A 16717-nucleotide genomic window follows, 5' to 3' on the forward strand; every position below is an offset into this window, starting at 1 on the left:
CTGGCACTGTGATGTCTCTACATACATAGGAGAAACATCATGTCATGGAAAACAATTGTTAAACGTAGTTTAGCGACAGCATTATGCTTAGCATTATTGGGGGGCTTTTCACCTTTAACATGGGCGAAAAAAAACACAGCAGAGAAAAATGCAACAATACACTCTCAGCAAACTGAGTCTACGGAAAGCGTAAAAGGCATTGATATCAACCAATCAAATAAAGTGAGTATTAATAACGCAACGGCAGAAGAGCTGGCTCAAAAATTGAATGGTATTGGCAAACAAAAAGCAAAAGCCATTGTCGAGTACCGTGAAAAATACGGTGCGTTTAATGCCATAGAAAATATTTTGGAAGTCCAAGGAATTGGCCCTGCATTTTTGGAAAAAAACAAGAATAAACTCATGCTTTGATGTCATGGCTCCTCATTCTAATGATTGGGGGGCCACTTATAATATGGCTATTTATTAATCTGATTTACTGTTTTATGGTAAATAATTTGAGAGCTAAGTCTTATTCGTGATATTTATTCAGCATATTTTCCGTACATTTGTTATTTTTATGTTATCGAAACATAAACTGGTCGGAGTAGTTATGACAACAAAGATTAAAGTTCATGGTTATCATATTGATGTATTCCAGCATGTAAACAATGCACGCTATTTAGAGTTCTACGAGGCAGACCGCTGGGAGTGGATGAATAAGCGCAACTTTATCAGTTGGGCAATACAAAGCAATTTAACCATGGCTGCCGTGAATATCAATGTGAACTATATTCAGGGGGTATTGCTGGGAGATGAACTCACTGTTGTGACACGGATGGATAAAATCGGTTCTAAAAGCGCGGTGTGCTATCAACAAATTATTCGTAATAAAGCAGGGCAATCAGAAGTTGTCTCTGATGCTTATGTCACTTTCGTATTTATTGATAACCTCACCAATAAAGCGATAGTGATTGATGAAGAACTGCGTGAGAAGCTGGAGTCATTTAATGCGGTTATTGATGATTTTATTAGTTGATTAAATGGAAGCCTACCTGATCTTGACTATCAGGTAGGTAAACTTGCTTGCTGTATTATTTAGCTTGTAGTTGTTTTAACGACTGCATTACTGCTTCTTTTTGGTTTAAGTATTCGTTTAAGCCATTGCTTCTTAAATGGCAGGCTGCACATTCACCGCAGCCATCGCCTTGAATACCATTATAGCAAGTTAGCGTTTGTTCTCTGATGGTGTTAAGGTGACCGTAACTATCAGCTAACGCCCAAGTTTGGGCTTTATTTAGCCACATAAGGGGTGTTTCGAAGCGAATATCCTTTGCTAAGCCAAGAGTGACGGCGTGATTAAGCGCTTTAACAAATTCATCACGGCAATCGGGGTAACCCGAAAAATCGGTTTCGCATACGCCAGTGATCACTACTTCTGCTTGGACCTGATAAGCGTAGATTGCTGCTAGGGTCAGAAATAAGATATTGCGACCAGGTACGAAGGTACTCGGTAATCCACTCGCCTCACTTTTTTCAAAATCAGGGACAGGGATGTTGCTTCGCGTCAAACTACTTACGGCTAATTCATTGAGTAATGTGACATCTAAAACTTTATGGGCTGTTGCGCCTAATGATGCACTTAATTTCAGTGCAACTTCAATTTCTTGACGATGTCGCTGTCCATAATCGAAAGTGACACAATGTACCTCATCATAATTTTCTAAGGCTTGGATCAGACAAGTTGTTGAGTCTTGCCCACCACTAAAGACGACAACCGCGCGTTTCATAGTCACTCCTTGGTGATAATTCATGTAATTCAAGAAAATGAGGTTTTAGTTTTCCATGTTAGCGAGGTGATAACATAATTAACAGTTTTATTTTTATAGGTTTAGTCTATTTGATGTGCTATTTATCCTATTATTCTTTAATTTGTATAAAATTATTCTATAATAAAGCGAATTGGTGACATTATTATTGTTTTTGAATGATGATGTTTTGCATAATAAGGTTTCCAATATTAAAAACATAACAAAAAGCATTTACACCTAAGCCAAGAGAGCAACCATGTTAGATAAAATAGACAAAAAACTGCTTTGTTTATTGCAAAATGACAGTAGCTTATCCCTCAATACACTCGCTGAAGCGGTTAATTTAACCTCTACGCCGTGTTGGAAGCGCCTAAAACGTCTCGAAGATGAAGGCTACATCCGTGGACGAGTTACGCTACTTGATGGCGAAAAGCTGGGGTTGGGCTTGACGGTTATCGTAACGATAAAAACTCAGCACCATAATAGTGAATGGTATGAGCAATTTGTGTCATTTGTTAGCCAGATGCCAGAGGTACTGATGTTTTATCGTATGGCGGGGGAATATGATTACCTGATGCAAGTTGAAGTGCATGATATGAAATCTTATGACCTTTTTTACAAAAAGCTGGTGAATGGTGTTCAGGGTTTAATTGATGTCACTTCAAGCTTTGCGATGGAAAAAATCAAATATACAACCGTTTTACCTATCCCTGATTAGATTGTCGGCAGAAAAGACAATATAAGGCAGCTTAAAGCGTATAAATTAATTAAAATTATTCAAGGCAGCAATACGTGCGATTATTTTCACAACTAAAATGGTATTTTTTAAGTGAATGGCGGCGCTATCTCGGCGCTGTTTGCTTTTTGATTGTCATTGCTATCTTACAGCTCATTCCTCCTCGCATTGTTGGCGTGGTTGTTGATGGCATTAGCAAAGAAACCATGCCGAGAAGCCAACTAGTCAACTACGTCCTGCTAATGTTATTCATTGCATTAATTGTTTATGGCTTGCGATATGTTTGGCGGCTTTGGCTATTTGGTGCCTCTTATAAACTGGCTGTTCAATTACGCCAGAAATTCTATCGCCAATTGAGTCTGCAAAACCAAGAGTTTTATCTGAAGTACCGTACTGGGGATCTTATCGCACGTACAACAAATGATGTAGACCGTGTCGTATTTGCAGCGGGAGAAGGGGTGTTAACGCTAGTTGACTCGTTGGTTATGGGGTGCGCTGTTTTAATTATGATGAGTGTTGAGATCAGCTGGCAGTTAACCTTACTGGCGTTGATCCCGATGCCAATTATGGCTATCGTCATCAAGCGCTATGGAGATCAGCTTCACCATCGGTTTAAGCATGCCCAAGGTGCATTTTCATCATTAAACAACCATGCACAAGAAAGTTTAACCAGCATTCGCATGATCAAGGCTTTTGGTCTTGAAGACCATCAATCTAACCAGTTTGAGCAAGTGGCGACCGAAGCAGGCCGCCGTAATATGCATGTCGCAAAAATTGATGCGCGTTTTGACCCAACCATATTTATGGCAATCGGCATGGCGAATTTACTCGCTATCGCGGGTGGGAGCTGGATGGTATTAGAAGGTTCGCTCACGTTAGGCGAACTAACTAGCTTTATTATGTATTTAGGGCTAATGATTTGGCCAATGTTAGCCTTAGCTTGGATGTTTAACATTGTTGAGCGCGGTAGTGCAGCTTATAGCCGAATTTTAAGCTTATTAAATGAGCCACTGGTGATTAACGATGGCTCGCATTCATTACAACCTGAAAAAGGTGAATTGAGTGTGAATATTACCGCTTTTAGCTATCCAGAAACAGCTCGAACCTCGCTACACAATGTGCAATTCAACTTAAAGCCAGGACAGTTTTTAGGTATTTGTGGGCCGACTGGGTCAGGGAAATCCACATTATTAACGTTATTACAGCGCCAATTTGATGTGACTGACGGGGACATTTGCTATCAAGGGTTGCCATTATCTGAAATTAAACTAGATGAATGGCGTGCAAGGTTATCGATTGTGAACCAATCCCCTTTCTTGTTTTCAGATACTGTGGCAGGAAACATTGCTCTTGGCAGACCAGATGCCACGCAAGCTGAAATCGAAGAAGCGGCACGAATTGCCTGTGTGCATGATGATATTTTACGTTTGCCAGAAGGTTATGAGACGCAAGTGGGTGAACGGGGCGTTATGCTTTCAGGGGGGCAAAAGCAACGTATTTCTATTGCACGGGCAATTTTACAAAATGCAGAAATACTGGTGTTGGATGATTCCCTTTCCGCAGTGGATGGGCAAACCGAATTTACTATATTGCAGAACTTAAGTCACTGGCGACAAGGGCGAACGTTAATTATCAGTGCTCATCGGTTATCTGCTTTAGTGGAGGCTGACACTATTTTAGTGCTATCTCAGGGGACAATAACCGCTCAAGGTGAGCATGAGTTTCTAATAAGTCAGCCGGGTTGGTATAAAGATATGTATCATTATCAACAGATTGAAGCGGCTTTGGATGGTGAACTATGAGCCAGAAAAAACCACTTTGGCCAGCATTAAAACGGCTTCTCTCCTACGGGAAAATTTACCGTGGCACGATGGGTATTGCTATTGGTATGTTATGGCTAGCCGCAATTGCGGAGGTCAGTGGGCCTCTGCTCGTTAGCTACTTTATTGATAATATGGTGGCTAAAAAAGAAATTATCATGCCATTGACCTTGTACATGGTTGTTGGTTTTATATTGCTACAGGTGATTGCTGCGCTACTGCATTATTACCAAATCATTTTATTTAATAAAGCCGCTGTCGGTGTGGTGCAAAACTTGCGTACCGATGTGATGAATGCGGCGCTTCGGCAACCGTTAAGTGCATTTGATAAACAGCCCGTTGGCCAGCTAATTTCTCGCGTTACTAATGATACTGAGGTGATCAAAGACCTTTTTGTTATGGTTGTTCCGACGGTATTTCGTAGCTTAGCGCTGATTTGCGCCATGTTAGTCGCGATGTTTTCCCTTGAATGGCGAATGGCATCAGTTGCAGTAATGATTTTTCCTGCTGTATTTGTTGTGATGATAGCTTATCAACGTTTAAGCACACCGATTATTCGTCGGGTTCGTTCATATCTTGCGGATATAAATAACGGTTTTAATGAAGTTATTAATGGTATGACGGTGATCCAACAATTTTTGCAGCAAGCTCGGTTTGGCGCAAAAATGCAGGATGTGAGTCAAGAGCATTATAAAGCGAGAATGAAAGCATTAAAGCTGGATGGTTTGTTGTTACGTCCATTACTGAGTTTATTTTCTGCTTCTATCCTGTGTGGTCTACTATTCTTATTTGGCATTGAAGGGACAACAACGATTGGGGTAGGCGTTTTATATGCTTTTATTAATTATTTAGGTCGATTAAATGAACCGCTAATTGAATTAACATCACAGCAATCGATGTTGCAGCAAGCCGTGGTTTCTGGTGAGCGTGTTTTTGAGTTAATGGACAGCCCACAGCAAGGCTATGGCGAAAGCATTGCTCCGTTGCAAGGTGGCTCAATTACCATTAATCACCTTTCTTTTGCCTATCGTGATGATAAATTAGTTTTGAATGATATTAATCTGCATGTGCCGAATAACCACTTTATTGCGTTGGTTGGGCACACTGGAAGCGGTAAAAGCACAATTGCTAACCTGATTATGGGGTATTACCCATGGCAAAAAGGTGAAATATTGCTGGATGGTCGTGATTTGCACACTTTGTCTCACCAAACTTTGCGTAACGGCATTGCGATGGTTCAACAAGACCCTGTCGTATTAGCGTCTTCATTTTTTGATAATGTGGCATTAGGGCGTGATGTTAGCCAAGGTAAAGTATGGGAAGTGCTTGAAACTGTACAACTTGCAAGCTTGGTTCGACAGCTTCCAGAAGGTTTAGATACTGTACTTGGCGAGCAGGGAAATACACTATCTGTTGGGCAGCGGCAGCTATTAGCGATGGCTAGGGTGTTAGTCGTTACGCCTAAAATTCTTATTTTGGATGAAGCAACTGCAAATATTGATTCAGGTACAGAACAAGCGATTCAAAAGGCGTTGCGTGTTATTCGTAAAAATACAACGCTTGTGGTCATTGCGCATCGCTTATCAACCATTGTTGATGCTGATGAAGTGATTGTGCTGCATCGTGGTGCAATTGTTGAGAAAGGGACTCACTCTCATCTTTTACAACAAAAAGGACGTTATTATCAAATGTACCAGTTGCAACAGGTCGGTGAATCCTTAAATGCCCGCTGTGATGCTGGGATTGAGGTTGTGACTAGCTAATTATTCTGCACTATTATAATGCATCCTAGAAAACCACTCATTCGAGTGGTGAGGTTGTTGACAAAGCAGGATAAAAGCGTGGTTTTTCCTGCTTTGTGTTATCAGCCGAAAATCAATAAATTGATTTTCCTTGTTTATTTTCAATAACCTATCCAACCTGCCGTCAAACCTAGTCGGTTTGTCAGCAGTCTGAAAACCACTCATTCGAGTGGTTTTTTATTTTGTTGTTTCTAATTGAATTTAAACAATAAATAGTTTTTGGCATGAGATTTGCTCATAAGTCAGTAGCGCTCATAGAGGATGAGCGTGTTATTGGGATGACTTATAGGAGTGAGAATGAAATATATCATCGTAATCATTAAGCCATTTAAATTAGATGAGGTTCGCGAGGCGCTGTCCGAAATTGGCATTCAAGGGATGACAATAACAGAAGTGCGCGGTTTTGGACGACAAAAAGGGCATGCAGAATTATACCGAGGGGCAGAATATACCGTCGATTTTTTACCTAAAGTGCGAATGGAGATTGCCGTTCCCGATGAGTTAGTCGAGTTAGTCATTGAAACAGTAGAAAGAAAGGCACATACCGGCCAAGTTGGCGATGGAAAAATATTCATTTTGCCACTCGAGCAAGCAGTACGAATTCGTACGGGTGAAAAACAAGATGAAGCACTTTAGGAGAACGGCAATGCGTAAATGGTTTCAATATATATTAATAGCAGCAAGTAGTTTTCCAATGACTGTTTTGGCTTCCAAAGAGGGGCTAGATAAAGCAGATAATGCCTTTATGATGATATCCACTGCCTTGGTGATTTTCATGATTGTACCAGGTATTGCTTTGTTTTATGGCGGGTTACTAAGAAGCAAAAACGTACTTTCACTGATGGCACAGACGACAGTAATTCTCGCATTGGTTTCTGTTATTTGGATTGTTTATGGATACAGCTTAGCATTTAGTGAGGGGAATGCATTTTTTGGTGGATTTAGCCTTGTGATGTTAAAGGGAATTACAGTGGAAAGCTTATCCGCAACAATTCCACAGTTTGTTCATGTGGCATTCCAAGGGGCATTCGCATGTTTAACTGTGGCGCTAGTGATCGGCGCTTTAGGCGAGCGGATTAAATTTTCAGCTGTTTTAATTTTTACTGTTATTTGGACCACTTTTGCTTATTTACCTATGGCGCATATGGTTTGGGGGGGCGGAATTCTTTCACAAGATGGGGCATTGGATTTTGCGGGAGGAACTGTCGTACACATTAATGCGGCAGTCGCAGGTTTAGTTGGTGCTTACTTACTTGGTCATCGTACAGGGCTTGGTAAAGAGGCGATTAAACCACACAACTTACCGATGGTATTTATGGGGACATCTATTTTATTTATTGGTTGGTTTGGATTTAATGCAGGCTCAGCGGGGAGTGCTGATGGTGTAGCTGCTTTAGCCTTTGTTAACACCGTTGCAGCAGCTTCTGGTGCGATTTTATCGTGGACATTGGCTGAATGGATTTTTAGGGATAAGCCGTCTTTACTTGGTGCTTGCTCGGGTTGCTTAGCTGGGCTTGTCGGGGTTACTCCTGCGGCTGGAACTGTTGGCGTTGGCGGCGCATTAATCATTGGGCTGCTTTCAGGGGTTGCGGGTTTATGGGGCGTGGTAATATTAAAACGTAAGCTGAGAGTCGATGATGTTTGTGACGTTTTTGGCGTTCATGGTGTCTGCGGTATTTTAGGTTGCTTGCTGACAGGGGTATTTACCTCAAGTGCATTAGGAGGAAGTGGCTTTGCTGAAGGCATCACGATGCTAAAACAGGTCGGTATCCAAGCGTTTAGCATCTTAGTGTGTGTTGTATGGACCGCTATTGTTGCATTTATTGCTTTTATGGTTGCAGCGAAGACATCAGGATTAAGAATTGGTGTCGAAAAGGAAAGAGAAGGTTTGGATATTACTTCCCACGGTGAAAGTGCTTATAACTAAGGCCTTCACATACTTTTATTTATGAATTCAGGATAAAACTGTGTTCTATTCAAATTGATAATGGCAGTATACACAACACTGCCATTACCTTTTTTGCTGAGTAAGTGATCACTTACTTTTCAATCGATGTTGTCTAGCGTGGTTGCCTTTGACGTATAACACCTTCTTGCACAGCAGTTGCAACAAGATCACCTTGAGGATTATAAATCTGCCCTTTCACAAAGCCTCTTCCGCCGGATGCTGATGGGCTTTCGACAGCATAAAGTAACCAATCATCGATTTTAAAAGGGCGATGGAACCACATTGAGTGATCAATGGTCGCGACTTGTAGATCTCTTTCCATAAAACCACGACCGTGAGGCTGTAAAGCGGCAGGTAAAAAATTATAGTCAGAAGCGTAGCCTAATAAATAATGATGCAGTGAAGGTACATTGGGTAATTGCCCTTTAGCTTTAAACCAAATATAGCGAAATGGCTCTTGAGGTGGCGCATCAAATGGGCTGTAGAATTCCACTGGCCTAAATTCAAAAGGGTTAGGCCTTAAGGCATATTTTTTAACAGCTTCAGGCAGTTTATCGGCCAATGCTTGCACAATATCATCTTGAGAAATTAATTGAGAAGGAGGTGGAACGTCAGGCATCAAGTTTTGATGTGAATATCCATCTTCTTGGGTTTGAAATGAAGCTGTCATAAAGAATATAGGTTTGCCATTTTGAATGGCACTGACACGGCGTGCACTAAAACTTCCACCATCACGTAAAATTTCCACGTCGTACACAATAGGGCGAGAGCTATCGCCAGGACGTAAGAAATAACTGTGAAAAGAGTTAATGAAGCGATCTTCAGGAAGCGTTTGTTCAGCTGCATACATGGCTTGCCCAACAACTTGACCACCAAAAACTTGTGGTAAACCAAGGTCTTCGCTTTGCCCTCTGAAAATACCTTCTTCAATTTTTTCTAGTTCAATGAGGCTAATTAAGTTCTGTAATTCTGGGCTCATAATTACCTTAATACCGTTAAAAATAATGAGATGTCGGTATTTTCCCATTATTTTACCAAAATAGGTAGACAGATTGTGTAAGGGTAAACTAACGCTTACTTGTGGTTACAATTTGAAATATTATTTTGTTATTTTATTCAAATTGGTTATACTTTTTTCAATTCCCACGTCAAAAAAAGATTCTCCAACTTCAAGTTTTTTAAATATGTTATTAAACATTGCCTTATAGGTCATATTATGATGTTCTTACGCTACTTAGTTAGCTTTATATTTGTTTTTTCTTTAATCGGCTGTGAAGGGAATAACACGAAGCCAGGTGAAAAAACACTGAATAGTAAAACTAGCCATAACAACCAAACTGTTGATTCAGGAAAAATCGAAGGGCGTGTTGTGATTGTGCAGAGCTCTGTTATACCAGCAGGCGCAGTTGTGACTGTTACGCTTGCTGATACTTCAATTGCGGATTTGCCAGCGCTTATTTTGTCTCAAAAATACTATGACTCATTCAATAATCGCCCGACCATACCTTTTGAGTTAACTTATCATAAAAATGAGGTAAGGCCTGAAGGTAAACTGACTGTGAATGCAACGGTTAATGCTGATGGAAAGCTACTTTATATCACGGATTCTGTGGTTGAAGTGATTAATAATGGCGTCACCAAAAATATTGAATTATTAATGGTGCCTGCCAATTAATGTGGTTTTTAATCGCACCTAATATTTCGATTTCACGCTTCATAGGTTGTCTCTTTTGTGTAATAAATCAGCACTTAGCAGCAGTATTCTTGCTATTTAAACGGCGATCGAGCATAATGCTTTTGCTTCGAAAGAAGCATTCAATGGGGGCTCTGTTGGTTCTCCCGCAACGCTAACTTGTTAACTTGGTCAGGTCCGGAAGGAAGCAGCCATAGCAGGGGTCGTGTGTGCCGGGATGTCGCTGGCAGGGCTCCCACCCAAAATTTCATTTCTTGTTTTATCCTTTAATATTATTTAAATACATTCAACCCAATACTTATAACTAATAAAGTTACTTTTAATTTATTTAACATTTAAATTTTATATAAGTGTTAAGGTGGTTTTGTGTTTTTAAATAATGCCTAATATATAAATAGAATAAAGTTAAAAATATCGCATTAATTGTTAAAGTGAGTTGCTTTTTAAGCTTGAGAGGAGAATAAACAGCGTAAAAGGGGTATTAGCATTAAAATAATGCCAATGATTGTGTTGGAATAATAATGAGTTCAGCCGATAAATGTTGTTACCGGCTATAACCATTTACTATCTGTGCGTGTTTTTAAAATATTATCTAACAAATTTCCAAACAGAAGCTGGAATTTTATCGTAGAGCTTATTCATTGTCAGTTCAGCAAGGCGATGGTCTGCTGCTGAGTAGAACAATTCCAGTTCATCATCAGATAATTCATACTTGTTTTTTTCAATCACTCGCTCAAGTGTTTCAATTGTTGTGCATTTTCTTAAACGCATCAGATAATCAGATTTGGTCATAACGCCCTTTCTTTTATGAGAAATAACTCGGTAATATACAATATGATAGTTAGACTAAAGATAAATAAAGCCTTTAAGTTTTGCTGGTTAGACATTTTAGATCGTCATCCAGCACAGCGACAAGGTTTTGATTCATTGTTTCCCAATCAATAATTTCACTCAATGTGATAACAGGGCTGCCAAATAAATCGTAAGTCTCATCGAGATACTCTTCGATTAATGAAATAACAAGATTTTCTTTTGGATATTTGATTTTAAATCGCCAAACAAATGCTGCGATGTGCTCTATGAGTTCATTAAGCGCCGCGCTTTGGTCAGAGCTTAAGTCATTAATCCAATGTGTATTTGTTTGTTGTAAACTTAAAATAGCGTCCCGATTCAGACTATTACATAAGTATTTAAGTTCTGCTATATCATGTCTTTTGGGTGAGTATTCATCCATAATCACCTCCGCAGGCGAATCTGACGTTTGCTATGTATCTTTTTATATCAATAATACAGCCATAATAACTAATTAAAAGCACTTATGTTCAATGTAAAAACATGGGTTGTTAATATATTGAAAAATATAAGGTTATTATAAAACATTAAATGTTTGAAGGTTTATACTATTAACATAAGTAATATTCAAATACAGGCTTGCAGTGAAAACCGCCCCAGTGTTAAAGCAATAATATCACTATTATGACATAAGTCACCCTCTATTAACCACTTTTTTCTACTTTAGCTGGGTTTTTAGAGTGGGAAGGTTACGGGATTTTCTGACTAAACACAATTTTATAGTATATTTAAATCGCCCGTGTATTTTAAATACAATCAGAGATAAAAATTGACATAAGACATCTTATAAAAAGTATTACTCCATTCTGAGTATTTAAATAGTTTTATTCAACCCATTAGATAAGATATTTAAAAACCTTCACAAAATGAAGTAAAGGTTTTTAAATTAGATTGTAATTTAGAGATAGAGATTTAAGGTAACGCCTGGTTTCAGGTCTGCCATTTTGACTCCAGAGTTCCAAGTCATTAAATCATTAAGTTTGATGCCGTGGCGTTTTGCAATGCTGTAATAAGAATCACCTTTGCGAACTTTGTAGACTGTGCTTTTACGGCTATTAGCAACTGGTGCGGCACCTGAAACTTTGAGCATTTGGCCTGGTTTAATCACGCTAGCTGTTTTAAGGCCATTTAGCTGCTGAATGTTTTTCGCTGTCGTATTGAATTTTTTAGCAATACTGGCGATAGACTCACCTTTGCGGACTTTATATGTGGTGATCTTGGCGCGATTTTGACGAGCCGTTGAAATTGCTGTTGGCTGTGTTTTTGCTTTAATTTGTTGATTTTGCACTGCAGCAAGGCGAATTGTTTCTAAAACCTCTTGGTCTGTGAGTGAGGTTTTAAATTGCTCTGCTTTTGCAGTAGGCAACATAATATAGTGTGGCCCTGTGGGGGATGTAATCCCTCGGGTGTAACCGGAGTTGTAGGTTTTGACAGATTCAACAGTTAACCCTGCCAGCTCAGCCGCTTGGGATAAGGTAATTTGTTGACCGACATCCACTTGTGTTAGTGCTCTATTTTTATTGCTTGTCGGTAAATTAACTTGGTACTGTTCTGGATTTTTTAATACTTTACTCAGTGCTAAGATTTTAGGAACGTATTGTTTGGTTTCTTTTGGTAATGACAATGACCAAAAGTCAGTTGGAAGGCCAGCTGCTTCGTTCTTTTTAATCGCGTTTTGCACGCAACCTTCACCGCAGTTATAAGCCGCTAAAGTGAGTGCCCAATCATGGCCGAACATCACATTTAGGTTCTCGAGTAAATCAAATGCAGCATTGGTAGATGAAAGAACATCTCTGCGCTCATCAACCCATTGAGTTTGTTTTAACCCATAAGAGCGGGCTGTTATTGGCACTATTTGCCATAAACCAGCGGCTTGTGCAGGGGAGGTCGCTTTGGGATTAAATGAACTTTCAATAATTGGAATTAAAGCGAGTTCCATCGGCAGGTTACGTTCATTAATTTCGTCTACGATGAGGTACATATAAGGCTCAGCCCTTAATGCCACATCGTAGACAAAACTTTGTTTATTCATATAACTGTTGGCCATTTCCCTAATTTGTGGGTTATCAGGGATGTCCATTTTTAATTCATCACTAATATAGCCCCATAAGTCATAATCAACTTTAGGCTGTTGCCGACTAGCCGCTTGGTTATGTGAAGCAATGGTTTCAATTGTATGATTTGCTGTGGGTTTATTCTGCTTAACTTTTTTCGGGGTAGTTTGGCATCCAGCCAGCAGAACAATGGCGATAAGCGTCGCGATTATCTTCATTTTTTCTATTGTTCTTCATTTTAATGTTTAAAAGTCGAACAATAATACTTATCCCACCCCGATATGACAATCAATAAACTTCAATATTGGTCTTTTAATTGACGTAACAGGGTAAAAACAGCCCTCAAAGGTGGATTTTGCATATTAATTTGCAGTTTCTTCTGTAATTGTTGATTATCACACTGAAGAAAAATATTTATCTTTTTCTCTGTTTTCAATGTGGTAGGCACTGTAGGTTGATGTTTGTCACGCATTTGCGTTATCTTTTGTAAATATTGTGTAATTGCTTCATTTTCAGGCCAAATATGATGCGCAAATTTTAGATTTGATAAAGTATATTCGTGGGCGCAACAAATGAGAGTGTCATCGGGCAGTGCAGCAATTTTCTGAATAGATTGATACATTTGTTCTGGCGTACCTTCAAAAATACGGCCACAGCCAGCGGAAAATAAAGTATCACCGCAGAATAAATAAGGTGCTTGATAGAAACCAATATGGTCAGTGGTATGCCCAGATAAAGACATAACATGGAAGTTGAAGTGATTGACGACGACGTTATCGCCTTCTGCAACTAATTCAGTTGCGCCTTTATCTGCGGTTTCTTTTGAACCAAATACAGGTAACGTTGTAAATTTGTTTAAAATTTCTTCCACGCCACCTGTATGATCATTATGGTGGTGGGTTAATAAGATGGCGACAGGGGTTAAGTGCCTCTGGGTGATTATTTCGAGCACAGCCTCTGCCTCCGCAGGGTCAACGATGATACACTGTTTCTGGTTATCTGCTAAAACCCAAATATAGTTATCATTTAAAGCGGGGACTCGAATTAACTCCATAATGACCTCGAAAACTGTTTAATAGGGGAATGTCATGAAGCCTGCGCGTATTGATAAAAAAATTCAAATGCCCGTTAGTTGGTCTGATATTCCTTTTGGCGAACAATACCAGCAAGCTCTGGAAAACCAGCTTCGTCCTTGGTGGCCGAAAATGTTTGGTTTTCATCTCCTTAAGTTAGGGCATTTAAGCACTGAAATCCATACCGAAGAATGTCTAATCTCCCATCAATTCAATGTGGGGGAGAACGATCCTCGCTTTAACCTTATCGCGCAGCCCGATGCCTTACCTTTTACTGCAAAGTCGATTGATGCTTGTTTAGTCTCACATTGTTTAGCATATAGCCATGACCCACATTGGCTATTGAGAGAGGTTGACCGCGTATTAATCGATGATGGTTGGCTGATTATTACAGGGTTTAATCCATTTAGCCTCGCAGGGTTAGCAAAGTTAGTTCCTGTTTTACGTAAAAAACAGCCTTATTGTAGCCGTTTCTTTCCATCGGTTAGGGTATTTGATTGGCTGAGTTTATTAAATTATGAAGTGTTATATCATCGGAATTGCCATGTAATTCCATGGATGAGTCCGCAGCGGTGGATCAATAAAAGCGGTGGTGGAATTGGTGTGCTTAGTGTCATCGTGGCGAGAAAGCGAACATACCCGCTCACGCCAACACCATTAAAATTCAAACAACCGAAAATGAAAATTGGCACCGCATTAGGGGCTGCAAAAGAGTTAAGTAAACGCACGAAAAAGCCAAGTGCTTAGTCTTTTGCTGGTTGATATCCAGTGTCTTCTTTTGTTGGAGATGACGCAGCTTCGCGTGCTAACTCATCACATTTTTCATTTTCAGGGTGGCCTGCATGGCCTTTCACCCAGCGCCAATCAATCGTGTGGGGTTGGATTGCTTCATCAAGACGTTTCCATAAGTCCACATTAACGACTGGGGATTTATCGGCTTTTCGCCATTGCTTACGTTTCCAACCATGGATCCATTGAGTAATACCTTGGCGGACATATTGGCTATCTGTGGTTAAGATAATATCACATGGCCTTTTTAGGGATTCAAGGGCAACAATGGCAGCAAGTAGCTCCATGCGATTGTTGGTCGTCATAAAATAGCCGTCACTGAGCGTTTTTTCATGCTGTTGATAACGAAGGACAACACCGTATCCCCCTGGTCCTGGATTACCCAAACAGGAACCGTCCGTGAAAATTTCTACCTGCTTTGTCATTTCTGGTACACTCTATAATATTCATTCACCTCTAGTTTGACACAAAATACCATTATGAGCACGGCGATAACCCGACAAATTGTCCTTGATACTGAAACAACAGGTATGAATAAGCTTGGTGTTCATTATGAAGGCCATAACATTATTGAAATTGGCGCGGTTGAAGTTATTAACCGACGCTTAACTGGTCGTAATTTCCATGTTTATATCAAACCGAATCGTTTAGTGGATCCTGAAGCTTTTGAGGTTCATGGGATCAGTGATGAATTTTTGCAAGATAAACCCGTCTTTGCTGACATTGCTGATGAGTTTCTTGAATTTATTCGAGGGGCAGAATTAGTGATTCACAATGCGCCCTTTGATATTGGTTTTATGGATTATGAGTTTCGTAAACTCAATAAAGGGATCCCACCCACAGCCGATTTCTGCACTATCACGGATAGTTTAGTGCTGGCACGAAAGTTGTTTCCTGGTAAGCGCAATAACTTGGATGCCTTGTGTGACCGTTATTTAATTGATAACTCTAAACGTACGTTGCACGGCGCTTTACTCGATGCTGAAATTTTATCGGACGTGTATCTTGCGATGACGGGGGGGCAAACCTCGTTATCATTCTCGATGGATGCCGAATCAGCAAATAATGAGCAAGCATATGAAATTCAACGTATTCAACGACCTTCAAGTGGTTTAACGGTGTTATATGCTTCTGATGAAGAACTTATTGCCCATGAAGCTCGTCTTGATATTGTTGATAAGAAAGGTGGAAAACCTTGCCTTTGGCGGCAGTCTGATGAAGAAGAAACTTTACATTAGTTTTGAGTGGTTTTTGATAAGCTAATAAAGGTGCAGTGATCTATCCTATTATTTGGGCTAAAAACTGTTCAACTGCGCGATTTTTCAAGAAAAAGTATTGACTGCTTAATGAAGTGTTCGTAATATGCATGGCGTTCCCAACAGGGAACATTCGGAGCGGTAGTTCAGTTGGTTAGAATACCTGCCTGTCACGCAGGGGGTCGCGGGTTCGAGTCCCGTCCGTTCCGCCAAACATTGAAGCCCTGAGCATTTGCTCGGGGCTTTTTTTTTATCTTTTTTATGCGAATTCGACTTTGCAATTTATCGTAATTTGCCCTTCACATAAATTTTGTTTCATTAATTCATATCGTAACAAATTGGTCTTATACGCATAGAATGCGTTTATTGTTTTTGTATATGACGATTTTGCAACGCATACTGCTAGTAAGGCCCATGTTTTTGATTTCGAACAGTAACACATTTTATTTCATTATTAATATAATAACGGTAATTAGGTGCTTTTTTATGCGTTATTGCGACGATTAAAAAATGGTTTTTTTTATATCATTGATGAACTATTTCAGTTTGAAATGTTATTCTAACAATCATTCTCATTTTTATAATGCTTAGAAAAGTTGAAAAGTAAAGAGTACATTTTCCTTTCCCAAAGATAAACTTGGCGTACTCGATCTTAACACTAGATATTGAATTTTTTTTAGGTGAAAAACCTTAATACTCGTATTTGGTGTTAAATCCCCGTTCAAATAATACATTCCATACCAATTTGTAACAAAATGAAAATACCTATTAAATTAGGTGTCTCTAATATATATTTAAAAAAATAAGTAATTATATCTATAACTTAATTCGCGTATATTAAAAACAAAATAGTAACATTTAAAATTAATCTATTAATCACATAGTCTGTCTCTTATACACATCT

At 39.4% G+C, this 16717-nt stretch carries 17 protein-coding genes, 1 tRNA gene and 1 other RNA gene; 12 read left to right on the forward strand and 7 right to left on the reverse strand.

Features of this window, described 5'->3' with window-relative positions:
- The first annotated feature begins 39 nt into the window (after window positions 1-39).
- Window positions 40-411, forward strand: a complete 372-nt coding sequence (locus KDJ85_RS14835) for a ComEA family DNA-binding protein (RefSeq protein ID WP_225820319.1) — start codon at window positions 40-42, stop codon at window positions 409-411.
- 181 nt (window positions 412-592) lie between these two features.
- Entirely contained in the window at window positions 593-1018 is a 426-nt protein-coding gene (locus KDJ85_RS14840; protein WP_225820320.1) for an acyl-CoA thioesterase, read from the forward strand.
- A 55-nt stretch (window positions 1019-1073) separates the two neighbouring features.
- Here the strand turns inward: KDJ85_RS14840 and queC are convergent, their stop codons facing one another.
- Complete coding sequence (queC, locus tag KDJ85_RS14845) at window positions 1074-1769, reverse strand: 7-cyano-7-deazaguanine synthase QueC (protein ID WP_225820321.1); 696 nt, start codon at window positions 1767-1769, stop codon at window positions 1074-1076.
- Window positions 1770-2046: 277 nt separating this feature from the next.
- Here queC and KDJ85_RS14850 point away from each other — a divergent pair, with 277 nt between their 5' ends.
- From KDJ85_RS14850 to amtB, 5 genes are all read left to right on the forward strand, one after another.
- Window positions 2047-2508 carry an Lrp/AsnC family transcriptional regulator gene (locus KDJ85_RS14850; RefSeq protein ID WP_206084610.1) on the forward strand — a complete coding sequence of 154 codons (462 nt, stop codon included), beginning with the start codon at window positions 2047-2049 and terminating at the stop codon, window positions 2506-2508.
- A gap of 74 nt (window positions 2509-2582) precedes the next feature.
- A complete protein-coding gene (locus tag KDJ85_RS14855; RefSeq protein WP_225820322.1) occupies window positions 2583-4328 on the forward strand; it encodes a SmdA family multidrug ABC transporter permease/ATP-binding protein in 1746 nt (581 codons plus the stop codon).
- Window positions 4325-6109 (forward strand): SmdB family multidrug efflux ABC transporter permease/ATP-binding protein, encoded by a 1785-nt coding sequence (locus KDJ85_RS14860; RefSeq protein WP_225820323.1) that lies wholly within the window; start codon window positions 4325-4327, stop codon window positions 6107-6109. The genes KDJ85_RS14855 and KDJ85_RS14860 overlap by 4 nt, the downstream gene beginning before the upstream one ends.
- 336 nt (window positions 6110-6445) lie before the next feature.
- Complete coding sequence (locus KDJ85_RS14865) at window positions 6446-6784, forward strand: P-II family nitrogen regulator (protein WP_225820324.1); 339 nt, start codon at window positions 6446-6448, stop codon at window positions 6782-6784.
- Between the two features lie 10 nt (window positions 6785-6794).
- Entirely contained in the window at window positions 6795-8075 is a 1281-nt protein-coding gene (gene amtB / locus KDJ85_RS14870; protein WP_225820325.1) for an ammonium transporter AmtB, read from the forward strand.
- A gap of 133 nt (window positions 8076-8208) precedes the next feature.
- On the opposite strand, the gene tesB is transcribed toward amtB, so the two are convergent.
- Entirely contained in the window at window positions 8209-9075 is an 867-nt protein-coding gene (gene tesB / locus KDJ85_RS14875; RefSeq protein WP_225820326.1) for an acyl-CoA thioesterase II, read from the reverse strand.
- A gap of 237 nt (window positions 9076-9312) precedes the next feature.
- Between tesB and KDJ85_RS14880 the strand changes: the two genes are divergently transcribed.
- Both KDJ85_RS14880 and ffs read left to right on the forward strand, forming a co-directional pair.
- The gene (locus tag KDJ85_RS14880; protein ID WP_225820327.1) at window positions 9313-9771 is read left to right on the forward strand and encodes a YbaY family lipoprotein; all 459 of its coding nucleotides are present in this window, start codon (window positions 9313-9315) and stop codon (window positions 9769-9771) included.
- Window positions 9772-9924: 153 nt separating this feature from the next.
- Window positions 9925-10021, forward strand: an RNA gene (gene ffs, locus KDJ85_RS14885) — signal recognition particle sRNA small type.
- A gap of 356 nt (window positions 10022-10377) precedes the next feature.
- Here the strand turns inward: ffs and KDJ85_RS14890 are convergent.
- From KDJ85_RS14890 to gloB, 4 genes are all read right to left on the reverse strand, one after another.
- Window positions 10378-10581 (reverse strand): HHA domain-containing protein, encoded by a 204-nt coding sequence (locus KDJ85_RS14890; RefSeq protein ID WP_004905417.1) that lies wholly within the window; start codon window positions 10579-10581, stop codon window positions 10378-10380.
- 73 nt (window positions 10582-10654) lie between these two features.
- Entirely contained in the window at window positions 10655-11023 is a 369-nt protein-coding gene (gene tomB / locus KDJ85_RS14895) for an Hha toxicity modulator TomB (protein ID WP_225820328.1), read from the reverse strand.
- Window positions 11024-11539: 516 nt separating this feature from the next.
- Window positions 11540-12913 (reverse strand): murein transglycosylase D, encoded by a 1374-nt coding sequence (gene mltD, locus KDJ85_RS14900; RefSeq protein ID WP_225820329.1) that lies wholly within the window; start codon window positions 12911-12913, stop codon window positions 11540-11542.
- An 80-nt stretch (window positions 12914-12993) separates the two neighbouring features.
- A complete protein-coding gene (gene gloB / locus KDJ85_RS14905) occupies window positions 12994-13749 on the reverse strand; it encodes a hydroxyacylglutathione hydrolase (RefSeq protein ID WP_225820330.1) in 756 nt (251 codons plus the stop codon).
- Window positions 13750-13783: 34 nt separating this feature from the next.
- On the opposite strand from gloB, the gene KDJ85_RS14910 reads away from it, so the two are divergent.
- Window positions 13784-14515, forward strand: a complete 732-nt coding sequence (locus tag KDJ85_RS14910; protein ID WP_225820331.1) for a class I SAM-dependent methyltransferase — start codon at window positions 13784-13786, stop codon at window positions 14513-14515.
- Here the strand turns inward: KDJ85_RS14910 and rnhA are convergent.
- Window positions 14512-14982, reverse strand: coding sequence for a ribonuclease HI (gene rnhA / locus KDJ85_RS14915; protein ID WP_206084630.1), 471 nt, complete (start codon window positions 14980-14982; stop codon window positions 14512-14514). The genes KDJ85_RS14910 and rnhA overlap by 4 nt on opposite strands.
- Before the next feature lie 54 nt (window positions 14983-15036).
- Here rnhA and dnaQ point away from each other — a divergent pair, with 54 nt between their 5' ends.
- Window positions 15037-15795 (forward strand): DNA polymerase III subunit epsilon, encoded by a 759-nt coding sequence (gene dnaQ / locus KDJ85_RS14920; protein WP_225820332.1) that lies wholly within the window; start codon window positions 15037-15039, stop codon window positions 15793-15795.
- A gap of 153 nt (window positions 15796-15948) precedes the next feature.
- Window positions 15949-16025 (forward strand) — tRNA-Asp (locus KDJ85_RS14925).
- The last annotated feature ends 692 nt before the right edge of the window (window positions 16026-16717 follow it).

The organism is Providencia vermicola (assembly GCF_020381325.1).
Taxonomy (GTDB): Bacteria; Pseudomonadota; Gammaproteobacteria; order Enterobacterales; family Enterobacteriaceae; genus Providencia; species Providencia vermicola.